The 18232-nt window shown below is 60.4% G+C and carries 18 protein-coding genes and 1 tRNA gene; 15 read left to right on the forward strand and 4 right to left on the reverse strand.

Annotation, left to right across the window (positions count from 1 at the left end; genetic code table 11):
- Window positions 1–71: 71 nt before the first annotated feature.
- Window positions 72–1349 (reverse strand): BMP family ABC transporter substrate-binding protein, encoded by a 1278-nt coding sequence (locus D5269_RS03470; RefSeq protein WP_016317403.1) that lies wholly within the window; start codon window positions 1347–1349, stop codon window positions 72–74.
- 290 nt (window positions 1350–1639) lie between these two features.
- Entirely contained in the window at window positions 1640–2215 is a 576-nt protein-coding gene (locus tag D5269_RS03475) for a xanthine phosphoribosyltransferase (RefSeq protein ID WP_016317402.1), read from the reverse strand.
- Between the two features lie 35 nt (window positions 2216–2250).
- Between D5269_RS03475 and D5269_RS03480 the strand changes: the two genes are divergently transcribed.
- From D5269_RS03480 to D5269_RS03540, 13 genes are all read left to right on the forward strand, one after another.
- The gene (locus D5269_RS03480; protein WP_022788599.1) at window positions 2251–2457 is read left to right on the forward strand and encodes a hypothetical protein; all 207 of its coding nucleotides are present in this window, start codon (window positions 2251–2253) and stop codon (window positions 2455–2457) included.
- Window positions 2458–2561: 104 nt separating this feature from the next.
- Window positions 2562–3110 carry an XRE family transcriptional regulator gene (locus tag D5269_RS03485; protein ID WP_120482563.1) on the forward strand — a complete coding sequence of 183 codons (549 nt, stop codon included), beginning with the start codon at window positions 2562–2564 and terminating at the stop codon, window positions 3108–3110.
- 12 nt (window positions 3111–3122) lie between these two features.
- Window positions 3123–4790: an AMP-binding protein gene (locus D5269_RS03490; protein WP_120482561.1), complete on the forward strand. Its 1668-nt coding sequence runs from the start codon at window positions 3123–3125 to the stop codon at window positions 4788–4790.
- Window positions 4791–4936: 146 nt separating this feature from the next.
- Window positions 4937–5428 (forward strand): ribosome maturation factor RimP, encoded by a 492-nt coding sequence (rimP, locus tag D5269_RS03495; RefSeq protein WP_120482559.1) that lies wholly within the window; start codon window positions 4937–4939, stop codon window positions 5426–5428.
- A 268-nt stretch (window positions 5429–5696) separates the two neighbouring features.
- Complete coding sequence (nusA, locus tag D5269_RS03500; protein ID WP_016317398.1) at window positions 5697–6785, forward strand: transcription termination factor NusA; 1089 nt, start codon at window positions 5697–5699, stop codon at window positions 6783–6785.
- 11 nt (window positions 6786–6796) lie between these two features.
- Window positions 6797–7072 carry a YlxR family protein gene (locus D5269_RS03505; protein WP_016317397.1) on the forward strand — a complete coding sequence of 92 codons (276 nt, stop codon included), beginning with the start codon at window positions 6797–6799 and terminating at the stop codon, window positions 7070–7072.
- Window positions 7065–7373: a ribosomal L7Ae/L30e/S12e/Gadd45 family protein gene (locus D5269_RS03510; RefSeq protein ID WP_120482555.1), complete on the forward strand. Its 309-nt coding sequence runs from the start codon at window positions 7065–7067 to the stop codon at window positions 7371–7373. The genes D5269_RS03505 and D5269_RS03510 overlap by 8 nt, the downstream gene beginning before the upstream one ends.
- A gap of 103 nt (window positions 7374–7476) precedes the next feature.
- Complete coding sequence (gene infB / locus D5269_RS03515) at window positions 7477–10107, forward strand: translation initiation factor IF-2 (protein ID WP_120482553.1); 2631 nt, start codon at window positions 7477–7479, stop codon at window positions 10105–10107.
- Between the two features lie 929 nt (window positions 10108–11036).
- Window positions 11037–11402, forward strand: a complete 366-nt coding sequence (rbfA, locus tag D5269_RS03520) for a 30S ribosome-binding factor RbfA (RefSeq protein WP_120482551.1) — start codon at window positions 11037–11039, stop codon at window positions 11400–11402.
- Window positions 11389–12375 carry a bifunctional oligoribonuclease/PAP phosphatase NrnA gene (locus tag D5269_RS03525; protein WP_158604818.1) on the forward strand — a complete coding sequence of 329 codons (987 nt, stop codon included), beginning with the start codon at window positions 11389–11391 and terminating at the stop codon, window positions 12373–12375. Before rbfA ends, D5269_RS03525 begins: the two co-directional genes overlap by 14 nt.
- A 4-nt stretch (window positions 12376–12379) precedes the next feature.
- Entirely contained in the window at window positions 12380–13306 is a 927-nt protein-coding gene (gene truB / locus D5269_RS03530; RefSeq protein ID WP_120482547.1) for a tRNA pseudouridine(55) synthase TruB, read from the forward strand.
- A gap of 5 nt (window positions 13307–13311) precedes the next feature.
- Window positions 13312–14265: a riboflavin biosynthesis protein RibF gene (gene ribF, locus D5269_RS03535; protein ID WP_166545134.1), complete on the forward strand. Its 954-nt coding sequence runs from the start codon at window positions 13312–13314 to the stop codon at window positions 14263–14265.
- 94 nt (window positions 14266–14359) lie between these two features.
- Window positions 14360–14436 (forward strand) — tRNA-Val (locus D5269_RS03540).
- A gap of 57 nt (window positions 14437–14493) precedes the next feature.
- Here the strand turns inward: D5269_RS03540 and D5269_RS03545 are convergent.
- Together D5269_RS03545 and D5269_RS03550 are read right to left on the reverse strand one after the other, a co-directional pair.
- On the reverse strand, window positions 14494–15609 hold the full coding sequence (locus D5269_RS03545; protein WP_120482542.1) for an ATP-NAD kinase family protein: 1116 nt from the start codon (window positions 15607–15609) through the stop codon (window positions 14494–14496).
- A 172-nt stretch (window positions 15610–15781) separates the two neighbouring features.
- A complete protein-coding gene (locus tag D5269_RS03550) occupies window positions 15782–16312 on the reverse strand; it encodes a QueT transporter family protein (RefSeq protein WP_120482540.1) in 531 nt (176 codons plus the stop codon).
- A 226-nt stretch (window positions 16313–16538) separates the two neighbouring features.
- On the opposite strand from D5269_RS03550, the gene D5269_RS03555 reads away from it, so the two are divergent.
- Together D5269_RS03555 and D5269_RS03560 are read left to right on the forward strand one after the other, a co-directional pair.
- Window positions 16539–17309: a dihydroorotate dehydrogenase electron transfer subunit gene (locus tag D5269_RS03555; RefSeq protein ID WP_120482538.1), complete on the forward strand. Its 771-nt coding sequence runs from the start codon at window positions 16539–16541 to the stop codon at window positions 17307–17309.
- Complete coding sequence (locus tag D5269_RS03560; protein ID WP_016317386.1) at window positions 17306–18217, forward strand: dihydroorotate dehydrogenase; 912 nt, start codon at window positions 17306–17308, stop codon at window positions 18215–18217. Before D5269_RS03555 ends, D5269_RS03560 begins: the two co-directional genes overlap by 4 nt.
- The last annotated feature ends 15 nt before the right edge of the window (window positions 18218–18232 follow it).

Below are 18232 nucleotides of genomic sequence, written 5' to 3' on the forward strand. Positions count from 1 at the left end.
ATAGGGGTTTTGAAGCTGGTCTTTCTGAAAAAGGGCGGCCTGCCGAACGAGGCCGCCCTTTTCATAGATTCTTATTTTACGGTAACGTTTTTGAAATACCAGTTGATGCCGCCGGTGATGGTGGCGTCGTCCAGTTTCTCGCCCTCAGCGCAGACCACGTTGCCCTGGTTGTCCTCGATCGGGCCGGTGAACACATCCCACTCGCCGCTCATGATCTTCTGCTGAACAGCGTCAATCGCCTCCGCGGTGCCCTCTTCACAGAGGTCGGAGAGCGGGGAATATGCGACCAGCCCGTCAGCCATACCGCCGAAATAGTTCTGGCCGTTCCACTCGCCCGCGATCACCCGCTGGACAGCTGCGGTGTAGTAAGCCGACCAATCCCAAACAGTCGAGGTCAGGACCGCTTTCGGCGCATCCTTGGACATATCCGAGTTGTAGCCAACGCCCCAGACACCCTTCTCCTCCGCGGCAAGCTGGGGATTGGGGGTGTCGCAGTGCTGGCCGATTACGTCGCAGCCCTCGGCGATCAGCGCTTCCGCAGCCTGTTTTTCACCCTCGGGGTCAAACCAGCTGCCGGTGACCTTGACATAGACCTCTGCGTCCGGGTTGACCGAGTAGACGCCCATTGCGAACGCGTCACAGCCGCCGGTGACCTCCGAGTTCTCGCTGTTCTGCGCGGCAACGTAACCGATCTTGTTGGTCTTGGTCTTGAGGCCGGCGGCGATACCGGTCAGGTAACGTGCCTGGTAGATCCGGCCAAAATAGTTATTGAAGTTTGCGCCGTTGCTCTTATAGCCGGTGCCGTGAGAGAGGATGACCTCCGGGTACTCCTCCGCGATCGCCTCGCAGGTGTCCATATAGCCCCAGCTGGTCGCAAAGATGACCTGGCAGCCTTCCTCGATGCACTCGAGGATCGCGGTTTCGATCGCGCTGGCATCCTGGTCGTTGACATTGTTCTTGCGGATGATCTGCTCCGGTTTGAGGCCGATGTTTTCCTGCATCCCGACGATCCCCTGATCGTGGGTGTAGGTGTAGCCCGAGCCCTCCGCCGGGTCGGTGATGTGGATTACGCCAACCTTGAGGTCCTCAACCGCGATCGCCGGGAGCGGATCGCTGCTTGCGCCGAACCACGCGGAACCCTCCGAGCGCTCGGGAGTTGCGGACGCTACCTCGGACGGGGCAGGCGTGGACTCCGCACTCTGAGACTGGGCGGGCGCCTCCGAACTGGCGGGAGCTGAGCTGGCAGGTGCCGAGCTGGCCGGAGCGCTCGAGCTGCCGCCGCAGCCCGACGCAAATGCCAGCATCGAAACTGCCAGCAGGGACGCCAAAATCCGTTTCATCTGATTCATTTCGTTTTTTCCTCCTGTTTTCAGTCAATCTTCCTAAAACTCTGGAACCTGTATTCATAATCAGGGGATGCCGGATGGGCGAGGGATTTTGCTGCCCTGCGAGGCGAAAAAACGCAGACAATACTTTGTGTATTGCAAGGTTTTTCAACGCGGCAGGCCGGCAAAAGACCCGCTCAGACGGTGTCAAATGGTTGTGAATACGGGTTCTCTATTGCAACCGGCCGAATTGCCGGGTACAACCATTCGAAGCGGCTGTCTTAGCCGCCGGACCGGATGTTTCGTCCGCTGTTTCAGTGGAAAAACAACTCGCCGGTCTGATCGTCCATCCGGTCGATGATGGCAAGCGATTCCACCCGCACGCCGCTCCCGCGGATCAGCCTGCCGCCGTCCTGGAACCCCTTCTCGATCACAATCCCCGCGCCCACCAGTTCGGCGCCCGAATCCTCCACCAGCTTGCACAGCCCCTGGAGCGCGCTGCCCTTGGCGAGGAAATCGTCGATAATCAGCACCCGGTCCTGCGGGCCAAGGAACTTTTTCGAGACAAGGATGTCATACACACGGCCGTGTGTGAAGCTCTCGACCCGGGAGGTGAACACCTCTCCATCAATGTTCTTGCTCTGGCTCTTCTTTGCAAAAACGACCGGCACATCGAAATACTGCGCTGCAATGCAGGCGATCCCAATGCCGGACGCTTCGATGGTCAGTATTTTGTTGACGCCGCAGCCGGCAAACCGGCGCTTGAATTCCTTTCCGATCTCGGCAAACAGGCGGACGTCCATCTGATGGTTCAGAAAGCTGTCCACCTTGAGGACATTGCCCGCCTTCACAAGCCCGTCTTTGCGGATCCGCTGTTTTAAAAGCTCCATGCCAACCCTCCAAAAGAAAATGGGAAGCTATTCGTTTGAGTGACGCAAAACAACAGCTTCCTACAACTACCGACGTTTTTTTACAAATGGGATACTTCCAGTTTATCGTATCTTCACAATTTGTTCAACAGGTCAAATTGCAAGAAATAAACAGTAAAATTACCCTTGGTTTTATCAATAACGCATATGAAGCCGCCATCTTCCCCCATTTCCCATCGGAAACCAGCGGATTTGCCGGGTAAAAAGGGGATTCTGCCACTTGCCAACCAGCTGTGCGGCGTGTAAAATAAAGGCTGAAATATTCGCAATAGAATAAGGTGTTCAAAACGAAACGGAGGAGAGCTGTATGAACGATCAGATCAGGCAGATTGCCGGACGTATCCGGGAACTGCGGGAGATTCTGGAGGTGGATGCGGAGGAGCTTGCCGGAAGGGTGAACGTTTCTCCGGAGGTCTACCAGAGCTATGAAAACGCGGAAGCAGACATCCCGATCGGGGTGATCTACGGGGTGGCGGAGGCGCTGGGGGTAGACCCGACCGTCCTGCTGACCGGCGATGCGCCGCGGATGAGCGATTACACGATCGTCCGGGGCGGCAAAGGGGTATCGGTCGAGCGGTACGACGGCTATAAATTCAGCTCGCTTGCGTTCAATTATATCGGGCGGATGTTCGATCCGATGATCGTCGACCTTGAGCCGATGGAAAAAGGTCCCGAGCTGGTGGTACACGGCGGGCAGGAGTTCAACTATGTGATCGAGGGGACGGTCCAGCTTGTGATCGGTGGACGGGAATTCCTGCTCCAAGCGGGGGACAGCGCATTTTTCAATCCAATGACCCCGCATGGACAGCGCGCGGTCGGCGGGCCGGTGCGGTTCCTCACGATCATCAACGAATAGGGGGTGGCGGCAATGGTGGAAAAATTTCTTCCCCGGATGGAGTTCGACTCCTATGAAGATTTCAAGGCAAACTACCGGCTGAATATCCCGGAGGGGTTCAACTTCGCCTATGATGTGATCGACGGTTGGGCGGAGCAGGATCCGGATAAACCTGCGCTCGTCTGGGTGGACGGCGGACACCACGAAAAGCGGCTTTCGTTTGGCGACCTCTCCCGGCTCTCCAGCCAAGCGGCCTGCTTTTACCAGTCGCTCGGCATCCAAAAGGGCGATTTCGTGATGTTGGTGCTCAAGCAGCGGGTCGAAGCCTGGGTCTGTATGCTTGCGCTGCACAGGCTCGGCGCGGTCGTGATCCCGGCGACCTACCAGCTCATGCCCCACGACATCGAATACCGCTGCAACAAGGCGGGCATCCGGATGATTACCTGTGTCGACGAGCCCGAGCTGCTTTACAACATCCAGCAGGTGCGCTCCCAGTGCCCGACGCTGGCGCATGTCGCGGTGGTCGGCGGGGAGATCCCGGACGGGTTCCTCGATTTCCGGCGGGAGGCCGCAAAGTTCGGGTTCTCATTCCCGCGCCCGGCCGGTGAACAGGCCACCCGCAACGATGACCTGATGCTCGGCTATTTCACCTCGGGCACCACCGGGATGCCCAAACTGATCGTCCACAACTTTACCTACCCGCTCGGGCATATCACCACCGCACATTATTGGCATCAGGTGCAGGATGGCGGCCTGCATTTTGTGCAGGCGGACTCCGGCTGGGCCAAGTTCGGCTGGGGGAAAATCTATGGGCAGTGGATCTGCGGGGCGGTGATCGTGGCCTATGATGTGGAAGGGCGGTTCGACCCGCACCATCTGCTCACCACCCTTGAGCGGCTGCGCCCGGCCACCTTCTGCGCACCGCCCACCGTTTACCGGTTCCTTATCAAGGAGGACCTGTCTAAATACGACCTCTCCTCCCTCAAGCGGTGCACCATCGCGGGCGAGCCGCTCAACCCCGAGGTGTTTAACCAGTTCAAAAAGGCCACCGGCCTGGAACTGGCCGAAGGGTTTGGACAGTCGGAAACCACCGTCATCATCGCGAATTTCCCATGGTTCCCGCCCAAGCCCGGTTCCACCGGCAAGTTCTCCCCGCTCTACGACCTCGACATCGTAGACGAGGACGGGAATCCCTGTGAAGACGGTATCGTGGGTACCATCGTGGTCAAAAATCTCGACAAATACCGTCCGGCAGGCCTGTTGGTCGAATACCGCGGCGACCCGGACGCCAATGCCGCCGCATTTTACAACAATATGTATTCGACCGGCGACACCGCCTGGCGCGACAGCGAAGGCTATATCTGGTTTGTGGGCCGCAACGACGACGTGATCAAATGCTCCGGCTACCGGATCGGGCCGTTCGAGGTCGAGAGCGCACTGCTGACCCACCCGTCTGTGCTCGAATGCGCGGTCACCGCTGCGCCCGATCCGGTGCGCGGACAGGTGGTCAAGGCAACGGTTGTGCTGGCGCGGGGGTACCAGGCGTCCGATGCGCTCAAAAAGGAGCTGCAAAACCATGTCAAGAAGGAGACTGCACCATATAAATATCCGCGGATCGTCGAGTTTGTGGACGAGCTGCCCAAAACCCTTTCGGGAAAGATCAAGCGGAAGCAGATCCGTCTGGAGGATCAGAAAAGCTGAAATGCCTGGAAATTGACGCGGATTTTTCCGGATAAACCCTTGCATTAGATGCAAACCTGTGGTAAAATGGCTAATAGTAAGAATAGACAATGACGTGAAAGAGTGGGGAACGCCTCACTCTTTCGTTTATGTATGGGGGGATTGGGTTGGCCCAGCCGAAAGGAAAAAAACAGAACACCGCAGCAGTCTGCGAGGCGCTCGCCGCACCGGTGGCGGAACAGATGGGAATCTATTTCTGGGATGTGGTGTTTGAGAAGGAGGGCGCGGGATGGTATCTGCGCTACTACATCGACAAGGACCCCGATGGGATCGACCTCGATACCTGCGAGGCGTTTTCCCGCGCGGTCAGCGATCTGCTCGACGCCGCCGACCCGATCGAACAGAGCTACTGCCTGGAGGTCGGGTCGCCCGGAGTGGAGCGCAAGCTGTCCAAGAGCTGGCACTTTAAAAAGTATATGGGATGTGATGTGCTGGTCCGCCTGATCCGGCCGGTGGACGGGGTCCGTGAGTTCGTGGGCGAGCTGATCGGCTATGACGGTCTGAGCGGGATCATTACGATCGAGCTTGATGAGGACATGGAGATGGATTTCATGCTGGACGAGACCGCGTTTGTACGGCTTTACGACCAGGCGCTTTGAAAGCCTGTCCTGTTTTTCATGCAGAAAGGCTGCAAAAGGCAACAAAAAGTTTCGTCCACCTTTTTAAAGGTGGCGGATTCCAAAGGCAGAGCCTTTGGCCGCGCTTTGCAGAGCGCGGAACACCTTATCCTGAGAAGCGCCTTTTGGGGTGAATTGCCGCCTGCTGGGCGGCAAGAGGGGCTTTTGCAAGAAAAAAGCCCCTCGGCAAATCTAAAGATAAGCAAAACCGATTTTTAATGTGTGAGAATGATTGGGAGGGGTCTGGAAAATGGCTGGAAGAACCAAGTCCAAGGAGAAGGAAAAGGACAACACCGCTGAATTTTTTGAGGCGCTCGCGCTGCTCGAGCAGGAGAAAGGAATCCCTGCGGCGCTGCTCGCCGAGAAGATCGCGACCGCGATCGGCAACGCGATCCGCCGCGACATGGGCGCCTCAGACGACAGCGTCGTCGAGATTGATCCGGTCACCCGGCGGTTCTATGTGGCGATGCGCAAGGAGGTCGTGGACGACATCTTCGACCCGGCGCAGGAAATCCTGCCGGAAGAAGCGGTCAAATACAACAGCGCGGCGGTGATCGGCGATATCGTGGAGGTGCCGCTCGATACCCGCCAGTTCGGGCGGATCGCGGCGCAGACCGCCAAACATGTCATCCGGCAGGGGATACGCGAGGTCGAGCGCGGGCAGCTGTTCGCCGAGTATTCCTCCCGTCAGCACGATATTGTGACCGCCACGGTCATCAAGACCGATCCGAAAAAGGGCAACGTCACCCTTGAGATCGGAAAGAGCGAGGCGGTGCTCCCCAAAAGCGAGCAGGTGCCCGACGAGGTTTTCCCCGACAATGCCCGCATCAAGGTCTATGTAGTGGATGTGGTCAACGGTGAGAAAGGCCCGCGCATCATGATCTCCCGCACCCATCCCGGTCTGGTCAAGCGGCTGTTCGAGATGGAGGTCCCCGAAATCTTTGATGGCACCATTGAAGTGAAGTCGATCTCCCGCGAGGCCGGCTCCCGCACCAAGATTGCGGTCTGGAGCAACGACGAAAACGTCGACCCGGTCGGCGCCTGCATCGGCCCGAAGGGCCAGCGTGTTTCGGCGATCGTCGAGGAGCTGGGCGGCGAAAAGATTGATGTTGTGAAATATTCCAATGATCCCGCCGAGTTTATCGCGGCAGCGCTTTCGCCCGCCGATGTGCTCTCGGTCGAGGTCGACCCGGACGGCGCCAAGTCCTGCAAGGTTACAGTGCCGGACAACCAGCTCTCCCTTGCAATCGGCAACAAGGGGCAGAACGCCCGTCTTGCCGCCAAGCTGACCGGCTGGAAGATCGACATTAAACCCGAATCCGGGTTCTACGGCGAATAAGGGGCGGGGTTATGGTACAGAAGAAGATACCGGTGCGGATGTGCGCGGGATGCGCGGAGCACAGGCCCAAGAAAGAGCTGGTGCGGGTGGTCCGCACCCCGGAAGGTGAGATCCTGCTCGACCTGACCGGCAGGAAATCAGGCCGCGGCGCGTATGTATGCCCCAGCGCCGACTGCCTGAAAAAAGCGCGCAAGGCACGCCGGTTCGAGCGGGCGTTCGGCTGCCAGATTCCCGAGGAGGTCTACGACCGTCTTGAGCAGGAGATGGAGGCTGGGAAGGATGGCTGACCGGCTGATGGGGGCGGTTTCGCTCTGCCGCAAGGCGGGCAGGCTCCGGATGGGTATGGACCTGGTCTGTGAAGAGGTGCAGAAGGGCGGCGTCCGGCTGGTGCTGGTCGCGGATGGGGTTTCCGGGCGTTCGGAACAGAAGGTCCGGGAGGTCTGCGAAGCCGGGAAGGTCCCTGTGCACAGGCTCCCCTGCACCATGGAGGAGCTTTCCCGGGTTACTGGAAAAAAATACGGGATTCTCGCGGTCTGCGATGAGGGGTTTGCCGGGATGATCGGCGGGCTGCTCGGCAGCGAGGCGTAGACCCGATGGATATAGAGGAAACGTGCGTTCCGATTCCGCGGCAGTGAGCCGGTGGTTTGGCGGGACGCCGGCAAACCATCGAACGTGAGGAGGAATTGGATATATGATAGAAAAATACAGGGTGCATGAGGTCGCGAAGGACCTCGGGGTACAGAGCAAGGAGGTCCTTGACCTGCTTGCCGCCAACTTTGAGGGCGAGCGCAAGAGCATGACCGCGCTCGACGAAAAGGAGCTTTCGCTGGTGCTCCACCACTACACCAGTCAGAATCAGGTTGAAAACTTTGACGAATATTTTGCCGCGGGGGAAGCCAAAAAGCAGGCTGCAAAACAGCAGGCGAAGGAGGCGCGCGCCGCCGCGCAGCAGCCAAAACCGCAGCCGCAGCAGGCGAAGGAACAACAGCCGGCGCAGCCGCAGCAGGCTTCCCAGCCAAGAGCCCAGCAGCGGCAGGACAACCGGCAGGCAGGCCAGCAGAACCGCGGGAACCAGCAGCGGCAGGGCCAGCAGCAGGGTGGACAGCGCCAGCAGGGCGGGCAGCAGAACCGTGGGAACCAGCAGCGGCAGGATAACCGGCAGGGCGGGCAGCAGCAGAACCGCGGGAACCAGCAGCGGCAGGGCCAGCAGCAGGGTGGACAGCGCCAGCAGGGCGGGCAGCAGAACCGTGGGAACCAGCAGCGGCAGGATAACCGGCAGGGCGGGCAGCAGCAGAACCAGCAGGCGCCGCAGCAGCAGAAGCCGCGCCAGCGTCCGCAGGGCGGCATGACGGTTGATACCCGGGCAGGCTCGACCCAGGTTGAGATGGAGAAGTACAACGAGAAGTACGACAACCTCGCCCAGAGCAAGCTGGGCAACCGCGACACCGCGGCCCAGAAGCAGAAGCTGACCCAGCGCAGCGCACAGCGGCGGGCAGGCAAACCGGTGATGTCCCGCAAGGAGAAGGAGGACGCGAAGATGCGCCGCCTCGAGCTTGAGCGGCAGCGCCGGAAAAACCTCTCGATCACCATTCCGGAGGAGATCACAGTCGGGGAGCTCGCGGCGCGGCTGCATGTCACCTCGGCGGAGATCATCAAACGTCTGATGGGGCTGGGCGTAATGGCGACAGTCAACGAGACCCTCGATTTCGACACCGCTTCGATGGTCTCGATCGAGATCGGCGCGAAGGTCGAGAAGGAGGTCGTTGTCACGATCGAGGACCGGCTGTTCGAGGTCGAGGAGGACGACGACGACAAGATGGTCGAGCGCCCGCCGATCGTGGTGGTCATGGGCCATGTCGACCACGGCAAGACCTCCCTGCTCGACGCGATCCGGAATGCCAATGTCACTGCCGGTGAGGCGGGCGGCATCACCCAGCACATCGGCGCGTACCAGGTCCTGGTCAACGACCGCCCGGTTACCTTCCTCGATACCCCCGGCCATGCGGCGTTTACCTCCATGCGCGCCCGCGGTGCACAGGTCACCGATATTGCGGTAATCGTGGTCGCGGCGGATGATGGCATCATGCCTCAGACGGTCGAGGCGATCAACCATGCGAAGGCCGCAGGGGTCTCGATCATCGTGGCGGTCAACAAGATGGATAAACCCCACGCCAACCCCGACAAGGTCATGCAGGAGCTGACCGAGTACGAGCTGGTACCCGAGGAGTGGGGCGGCGACGTGCCCTGCATCAAGGTTTCGGCCAAAACCAGCGAGGGCATCCCCGACCTGCTCGAGATGATCCAGCTGGTCGCCGACACAAGCGAACTCAAGGCCAACCCCGACAAGATGGCAAAGGGGACTGTAATCGAGGCAAAGCTGGACAAAGGCCGCGGCCCGGTTGCGACCATCCTCGTCCAGAGCGGGACCCTGCACACCGGCGACGTGGTCATCGCGGGGACTGCGATTGGACGGGTGCGCGTCATGATGAACGACCGCGGCGAAAAGGTCGCCGAGGCCACCCCGTCGATGCCGGTCGAGATCACCGGCTTGGGGGATGTGCCCGAGGCGGGCGATGTGTTCAATGCGGTTGAGGACGAACGGCTCGCCAAAGAGCTGGTCGACCAGCGCAAGTTCGAGAACAAGCAGCAGCAGTTCAGCTCGTATGAGAAGGTCACCCTCGACAACCTCTTCAGCCATATCTCACAGGGCGACATGAAGGAACTGCCGATCATCGTCAAGGCCGACGTACAGGGTTCGGTCGAGGCGGTCAAACAGTCGCTCGAGAAGCTCTCGAACGACGAGGTACGGGTCAAGGTGATCCACGGTGCGGTCGGCGCCGTCTCGGAGAGCGACGTCATGCTCGCCGATGCTTCCAATGCGATCATCGTCGGGTTCAATGTCCGGCCCGACCCGATGGCCAAGGACAACGCCGAGCGGGACGGCGTGGAGCTGCGCCTCTACCGGATCATCTACGATGCGATCAACGATGTTGAGACCGCTATGAAGGGGATGCTCGCCCCCAAAACCCGCGAGGTCGAGCTGGGCCGCGCCGAAATCCGGCAGGTCTACAAGATCACCAATGTCGGTACGGTCGCGGGGTGCTATGTGCTTGAGGGCAAGATCACCCGCAATGCTGAAATCCGTGTGGTGCGTGACGGCATCATCATCGCTGATGACCACCTCTCCAGCCTCAAACGGTTTAAGGACGATGTGAAAGAGGTCGCGAAAGGGTACGAGTGCGGCATGGGCCTAAATAAATTCAACGACCTCAAGGAAGGCGACATCTTCGAAGCGTATGAGATCGAGGAATACCGTGAATAATAACGCATGACGAAAGATTTGGCCAAAAGATTTGGCTAAACCAAAAGTTTCGTCCACCTTTGCTCCGGCCTAAGAGCCGACGCTTCGCGCCGGTTGGCCTATGCACGCCGCTGCGGCGGGCAGTCAAAGGTGGCGGGGTCGAGGGGCAACGGGGCAGCGGAAGTCTGGTTCCAGACCAGCCTTCCAGGCGCAAAGCGCCTTCCTCGGGGCTTCTCGGGCCATAAGGCCCGAAGCGCGGCATACGCCGCGACGCCCCTGCGGGCTGCCTTACGGGGAGGAGTCGGTGACCCCTCCCCGTAGGCCCCACCCCGGCAAGCTGGGAGAAGTTCTCTTTTCTCACATAATCAAAAGTTTCGTCCACCTTTGCTCCGGCCTAAGAGCCGATGCTTCGTGCCGGTTGGCCTATGCACGCCGCTGCGGCGGGCAGTCAAAGGTGGCGGGGTCGAGGGGCAACGGGGCAGCGGAAGTCTGGTTCCAGACCAGCCTTCCAGGCGCAAAGCGCCTTCCTCGGGGCTTCTCGGGCCATAAGGCCCGAAGCGCGGCATACGCCGCGACGCCCCTGCGGGCTGCCTTACGGGGAGGAGTCGGTGACCCCTCCCCGTAGGCCCCACCCCGGCAAGCTGGGAGAAGTTCTCTTTTCTCACATAATCAAAAGTTTCGTCCACCTTTGCTCCGGCCTAAGAGCCGACGCTTCGTGCCGGTTGGCCTATGCACGCCGCTGCGGCGGGCAGTCAAAGGTGGCGGGGTCGAGGGGCAGAGCCCCCGCCGCCGCGCGCACGCGGCGGAATACGTTCTCCTGAGAAGCGATTTTTCAGGGTGAATTGGCTCTGACCGCGAGCCGGAGCCAAGAGGGGGCTTTTTGCAAGAAAAAAGCCCCCTTTTTTTCAAAGGATATGGAGCGTAAAAATACCCGAAACGGAGGGGAATCTATGGGCTCTTACAGAGCTTCCAGAACGGAAGAGGATATGAAACGGGAGCTGAGCGACATCATGCGCTCGCTCAAAGACCCGCGGGTTAGCGGCCTGCTGTCGATCGTGAAGATGGAGCTTTCGAGGGATATGTCCCACTGCAAGGTCTATATCAGCGCGATGGAGGGGTTTGAGGCCGCGAAGAACGCGGTCAGGGGGCTGGACAGCGCGTCCGGCTTCATCAAGCGGGAACTGAACGCGCGGATGAAGCTGCGCAAACTGCCCGAATTCAAGTTCATTGCGGACGATTCGATCGCACACAGCGCGGGCATCAGCCGGATGCTGGAAGATTTGAAACAGGCGGTGGATGCGGATGGCGAAGGGTAAGCAGGCCACGGTGGACGATGCCGCCGCCCTGCTCCGGCGGGCGGAAAGCGTCCTGATCCTCTGCCACCAGAAGCCGGACGGGGATACGCTGGGCAGCGGGCTGGCCCTGCGGCTGGCGCTGTGCGCGCTTGGCAAACAGGTGCGGATTGCTTGTCCGGATGGTTTTCCCGAACGGTACGCGTTCCTCTACCCGGAGGGGTTCGCGCCCGAAAAACAACCGGAATTTGACCCTGAATTGGTCGTAGCGGTCGATGTGGCCGACCCGAAGCTGCTCGGGGCGGTTGGCGTGCAGTGGGAGGGAAAGATCGGGCTTTGCATCGACCACCACCCGTCCAATACCCGGTACGCCGAATGGCTCCTGCTCGATCCGGATGCCGCGTCCACCACACAGATCATGGCGAAGGTCCTCCCTCAAATGGGAGTCCCGCTCACCCGGGAGATCGCACTGCCCCTCTATACCGGCCTTGCGACCGATACCGGCTGTTTCCGCTATTCCAATGTCACCCCGGCGGCGCTCCGGCTGGGCGCTGACCTGATCGAAACCGGCATCGACAGTTTCATGGTCAACAAGCGGATGTTTGAAACCAAATCGCGCGGGCGGGTCGAACTGGAACAGCTCGTATTGGGGACGCTCGAATATCACTACGGCGGGCAGTTCGCAATTGCTGTGATTGCCAGCGCGGATGCGGAGCGCACCGGCGTCCCGGAAGCGGATATGGATGGCATCCCTGCACTGCCCCGGCAGATCGAAGGGGTGGAGATCGCCGCCACCCTCAAGCAGAAAGGCCCGGAGCAGTTCCGGGTGTCGATGCGAGGAAGTGCGCGTTTTAACGTGTCGGAAATCTGTGGAAGATTGGGCGGCGGCGGGCATCCGCGCGCGGCGGGATGCACCCTCAACGGGACGCTTGCCGCGGTAAAATCGCGGCTGGTCGAAGTGGTTGCGCCAGATTTTGAAAGATTGGGAAACGGGTGATCACTTGGAAGAGTTAAACGGAATTTTATGCATCGACAAGCCGCAGGGCTTCACCTCGTTTGATGTGGTGGCAAAGCTGCGGGGGATCGCCAAGACGCGCCGGATCGGCCATGCGGGCACGCTCGACCCGATGGCAACCGGCGTGCTTCCGCTGTTTCTGGGCCGCGCAACCAAGGCGTGTGATCTTCTGCCTGATCAGGACAAGCGGTATACTGCCGTCTTTCGGCTGGGGCTGGAAACCGATACCCTCGATATCACCGGGACGGTGGTGTCGGAACATCCGGTGGAGGTGTCCGAAGCGCAGGTGCGGGAGGCCGCTTCCCGGTTCACCGGGGAGATTTTGCAGGTCCCGCCGATGTACTCGGCGCTCAAGGTCGGCGGCAAAAAGCTCTGTGATCTTGCGCGGCAGGGGGTAGAGGTCGAGCGGGAGGCACGCCCGGTCCGTATCCACCGTCTGGATTTTCTTGGATATGACCCTGCCGCCCAAACCTATACCATCGACGTATCCTGCTCCAAAGGCACCTACATACGCACCCTGGTTGCGGACATCGGCAGGGTGCTGGGCTGCGGGGCAGTGCTGACCGCGCTGCGCCGTACCGAGGCGGCAGGATATGACCTCGGCGGCTGTGTGACACTCGAGGAGGTTCAGGGCTGTGCGGACGCGGGAAGGCTTCCCGACCTGCTGCGCCCGGTTTCCAGTGCGTTCGGCAGGCTTGCGCAGGTGCGGCTTGCCAAGGCACAGGACCGGCTGTTCCGGAACGGTGTGCGGCTGGATACGGCGCGGCTCGCTTTTTTTGAGAACGGTACACGTCTGGGCCGGGTGCCCGAAGGCAACCTGTCGGTCTATTCGAGCGAGGGGATTTTTCTGGGGATTGCCCGGGCGGCCGGCGGAGAGTTGCGGCTGGTCAAACTTTTTGTGCTGGAGGTGTAATGAGGATGCAGATTTACCATTCGGTCGCGGACTGCCAGCCCTGCGGCCGCGGAGCGGTCGCGCTCGGTTTTTTTGACGGCCTGCACATCGGACATGCCGCGGTGGTATCCCGCACGCTCTCCTACCAGCAGGAGGGGCTGTGCCCCTGCGTGTTCACCTTCACGATGGACGGTGGACACCCCGCTGCCAAATCCACCGCAAACGCGCTGACCACCGAACGCCAGAAGGAGCAGCTTCTCGAGAACTGGGGGGTCAGGCTGGTGCTCTGCCCCGATTTTTCCGAGTTCCATGCCATGGAACCGGAATCCTTTGTGGACGAGATTCTCGTCCGGCGGCTCAACGCGAATGCGGCCTGCTGCGGGGAGGATTTCCGGTTCGGGAAAAAGGCGGCCGGGGATGTTGGGCAGCTGGCTGCACTCTGTCAGGCCCGGGGAATCCGGCTGGATGTGGTCCCGCCCGTCACATTTGAGGGGGAACGGGTCAGCTCGACCCGTATCCGCAGCCTGCTCGGTGAGGGTCGGGTCGCGGACGCCAACCGGATGCTCGGCCGGGCGTTCGGCTATGATTTCACAGTGGTGCGCGGGAAACAGCTCGGACGCAAGCTGGATTCCCCGACCATCAACCAGCGCCTTCCGGATGGGTTTGTCCCGCTCCGGCATGGGGTCTATGCTTCGGTATCCTTCGCGGGCGGTGCATGGCACCCCTCGGTGACCAATATTGGCCTGCGTCCGACGGTTGAGGACACGACCGCAGTCAACTCGGAAACCTACATCTGTGGCTTTTCCGGCGATCTCTACGGTGCCCGGGTGGAAGTGCGGCTGCTTGCGTTCCTGCGCCCGGAACAGCGGTTCCCGTCTGTGGAGGCTCTGCGCGCGCGTATCCATGCCGACGCGGAAGCCTCTGTCCCGATCGCAGAGGAATATCTGGCTGGCATTGCGGGAAAAACAGCCGGACGGTAAAGCACCCCGCCGATTTTTTGTTTGGATGAGCCTGAAAAATTTCAAATTTACTCTTTACTTTTTCCGAGTTTTGTGTTATCCTAAGACAGGACTTGGGAGTATAGCTCAGCTGGTTAGAGTGCCTGCATCACACGCAGGAAGTCGCGGGTTCGAGTCCCTCTATTCCCACCAGATCAAAAAGCACCGGTTAAACAACCGGTGCTTTTTCATATCCACAGAACAGGGCGGTCAGCGCACTTCGCAGATCATCGACTCCCCATAGGAGGTCGTGACCCGGTAGAACCCGCGCAGCTCCTGATCGAGCAGCGGGTCCCCGGTATCGACCAGCAGAGGCTGCCCCCGGAGTTGGAACAGTTTTTCGCGGGTTGCGGCGATCAGGATGTTTTCCCGGCCAAGCTCCCGGATCACCTCCGGGGTGATCTGCTGGTTGCCGCGTCCGAAAAGGAACCCCTGACCGCCGGTGACCGTAACAATCAGCCGGGTCTTTTTTTCGCGGACCGCCTCGAGCATCTGCCGCCCATAGAGGTCATTGGCGAGCAGCTTTCCGTCGAGGACCAGGTCGACGCCGATCAGGGTATTTTTCAGGCCGAGCAGGCGCATGACCCCGCGCGTGGTGGTGCCTGCGCCGATCAGATACTGCACCCCCGGTTCCATCTTGCTGACCAGTTCATGGGCGATTGAGTCGATCGACGCAGCTTCGGAGAGTGGGGTACCTGCCTTGCGGTTCTGGGTATAACCGCGCTCCAGCGGGATTTTCAGGTATCCATAGAGCCGGGTGTCGATCACCTCGCGGCGGTAAAGGTCCTCGTCGATGTCCAGAACTTCCGCCTCCTGTACCGCGGTTACACCGCCCTCCAGCCAGCGTCGGGCCAGCCTTCCGGCATCCGAGGGGGTGCGGGCGTAGACCGGGGAGTGGATTTTTACCCCCGCCGGGATGCCCAACACGGTCAGTCCGGTGCCCACCGCGGTATAGATGTCCCGGGCGGTACCGTCCCCGCCCGCAAAGAGGAGCAGGTCTATCCCGATCTCAGCCATCTGCCGCGCAAGATGCAGCGTATCCGCGCTGGTGGTGTCCTCTGCGGACTCCACCCCCGGAAGAAGGACACAGGAAAATCCCATCTCCTGCGCAAGTGCACCGCCCATCCCGCAGGGGCAGGTATAGACGGTGATCTGATCCCGCAGGCCAAGCAGCGCGGTGAGCGCGATGCGGGCGCGTTGGTTCGCCATCGGTACCGCGCCGCGCCGACGGGCTTCCGCCACCATCTGATCGGTTCCCTTCAGTCCCACGGCGCCGCCCATCCCGGCAATCGGATTGATCATCAGGCCCAGTTTTTTCGGTTCCATGTCTGCCTCCAAGTATAAGAATCAGATGATAAGCCCTTTCGGGAACACATTTTTAGGGAGGAAATTGGCTTTGACTTCCAGTTTAAACCAAAAGGGGGCTTTCCGTCAGTGAAAAAGCCCCCTGCAAAAGAGATAAAGCAGATTCTGAAAGCCCATTCTGTGATCTGGGATTTCAGGACAGTCTTTGAAACAGCTTTTCCTGCAAGCCGCCCCGCTCAAGCAGCCGGACAAGAAGCACGCCGAGTACAGCACACGGAATAACCTGCCCTGCCGCGACACTGACCGCGTTGATCAGAAAAATCCCCAGACGGAACCCGTCCGAATAGAAGAAGGTCAGTTCCAGGCCGATCACCAGCCCGTTGACCAAGATTGGCGGCAGGGAGGAGGCGATCGGAAGCCCCTTGACCCGCACCCCGCGGAGCTGGTAGGACATCACAGCGGCGATCAGGGTTGCGAGGGTGCCGAATACGACATCGGGCAGCAGAGTGGTCCCCATCGCAACGCCGGCCAGATTGGTGAGCAGACAGCCGAGTGTTACCCCCGGGATCGCCACCGGCGAGAGCACCGCGAGAAGTCCCAGCGCTTCGGAAAAGCGGATCTGCACAACGCCATAACTAAGCATCGGCAGGGAGAGGCTGACCGCAGCATAGAAAGCAGCGATCATCGCGCAGACAGCAAGTTTGTGCACATTGGTCTGTTTCATATTCAGTTTTCTCCTTTTGTAGGTATTGCAAAGCATACCCTAGTTTGATTTAAGGTCAGGAATTTTCGACTGACCGCCGCAGTTTGCGGCAACCATTATTTTAGAACAAATCCGCGAAAAATGCAAGTATGGATTGTCCTTTCTGCAAAAGTGTTGTATAATACCGGAAAGAACGGGAATCCTTCCGGCAGCGGTCGGACCCGCGGACAGTTTGGAGGAAAGTTTCATGGCATATTTACAGGGCTGTTACCCGCTGGTTGGGAAGGAGCAGCTTGCCGCAGGCGTTTACAGCTATACAGTCAGCTGCCCGGAGATCGCTTCGCAGGCAAAGCCCGGGCAGTTTGTGCATATCCGGGTGGACGGGTTTTCCCTGCGCCGCCCGATCTCAATCTGCGGAATTGATGCGGAAAATGGCCTGTTGAGGATGGTATTTGAGGTGCGCGGCAGGGGAACCGAGGCGCTTTCACTGGTCGAGCAGGGGCAGAAGATCGACCTGCTCGGGCCGCTTGGCAATGGGTTTACCCCGCCGTCTGGCCAGCCGGTCATACTGGTCGGCGGCGGGATCGGCGTGCCGCCCCTGCTTGAACTGGCGGCGCGGGCGGGCAGCCGCGCAACCGCAATCCTCGGGTTCCGCACCGCCTCGGCCGTGATTCTGGCGGATGCATTCCGCGCGCATGGCTGCGACCTGCGGATCGCCACCGACGACGGTTCGGAAGGTTACCACGGTTTCGTGACAGGACTGCTGGAAGAACGCCTCGCCCAAGGGGTTCCTGGTATGGTCTGCGCCTGTGGGCCGATGGCGATGCTCAAAGGGGTGGTCGGGATCGCGGAGGCGTACGGCATCCCCACCCAGGTCTCGCTCGAGGAGCGGATGGGCTGCGGGGTGGGCGCGTGCCTCGTCTGCGCCTGCAAAACCGTCCGGGATGGACGGGAGGTCTTTGCCCATGTCTGTAAGGATGGGCCGGTATTCGACGGAAAAGAGGTGGTGTTTGAATGAGCTGCCTAAAGGTCAACCTTGCCGGGGTTACACTGAAAAACCCGGTCATCACTGCTTCGGGCTGCTGCGGCTACGGACGGGAATACGACAAACTTTATCCGATCGAGCGGCTGGGGGGCATCTCGGTCAAAGGCACCACCCTACAGGAACGGCAGGGCAACCCGCCCTGCCGGATCGCGGAAACCCCGTCCGGGATGCTCAATTCGGTCGGGCTGCAAAACCCGGGAGTGGAGGCGTTCCTGCAAAATGAGCTGCCCCATCTGAAGAGCCGGGATGTTGTGGTCATTGCGAATGTTGCGGGGAGTACGGTGGAGGAATACTGCGCAATCGCGGAACGGCTGGACAGCAGCGGGATCGACCTGCTTGAGGTCAACATCTCCTGCCCAAATGTCAAGGAGGGCGGTGCGGCATTCGGGACCTCCTGCACCTCCGCGGCGGAGGTGGTCGCCCAGATGCGCCGCCGCACCTCCAAGCCGATGATGGTTAAGCTCTCCCCGAATGTGACCGATATTGTGTCGATCGCCCGCGCGGTTGAGGATGCAGGCGCGGATGCGGTCTCGCTCATCAACACCCTGCTCGGAATGCGCATCGATCTGAAAACCCGGCGTCCGGTGCTGCACAACAATGTCGGCGGGCTGTCCGGCCCGGCGGTGTTCCCGGTCGCGGTGCGGATGGTCTGGCAGGTCGCCAGCGCGGTGAAAATCCCGGTGGTCGGGATGGGCGGGATCTCCTGCTGGCAGGATGCCATTGAAATGATGCTGGCGGGTGCGCGCGCGGTCCAGATCGGCGCGGCGCTCTTCACCGATCCTTATACACCGGTCAGGGTGATCGAAGGCATGGACGCCTGGCTGGAGGAAAACGGGGTTTCGGATGTCAATGAAATTGTAGGGGCGGTCCGTCCTTGGTGACGGCTCCAGCGCCTT

The organism is Anaerotruncus sp. 1XD42-93, assembly GCF_009917605.1.
In the GTDB taxonomy this organism is placed as follows: Bacteria; Bacillota; Clostridia; order Oscillospirales; family Ruminococcaceae; genus Anaerotruncus.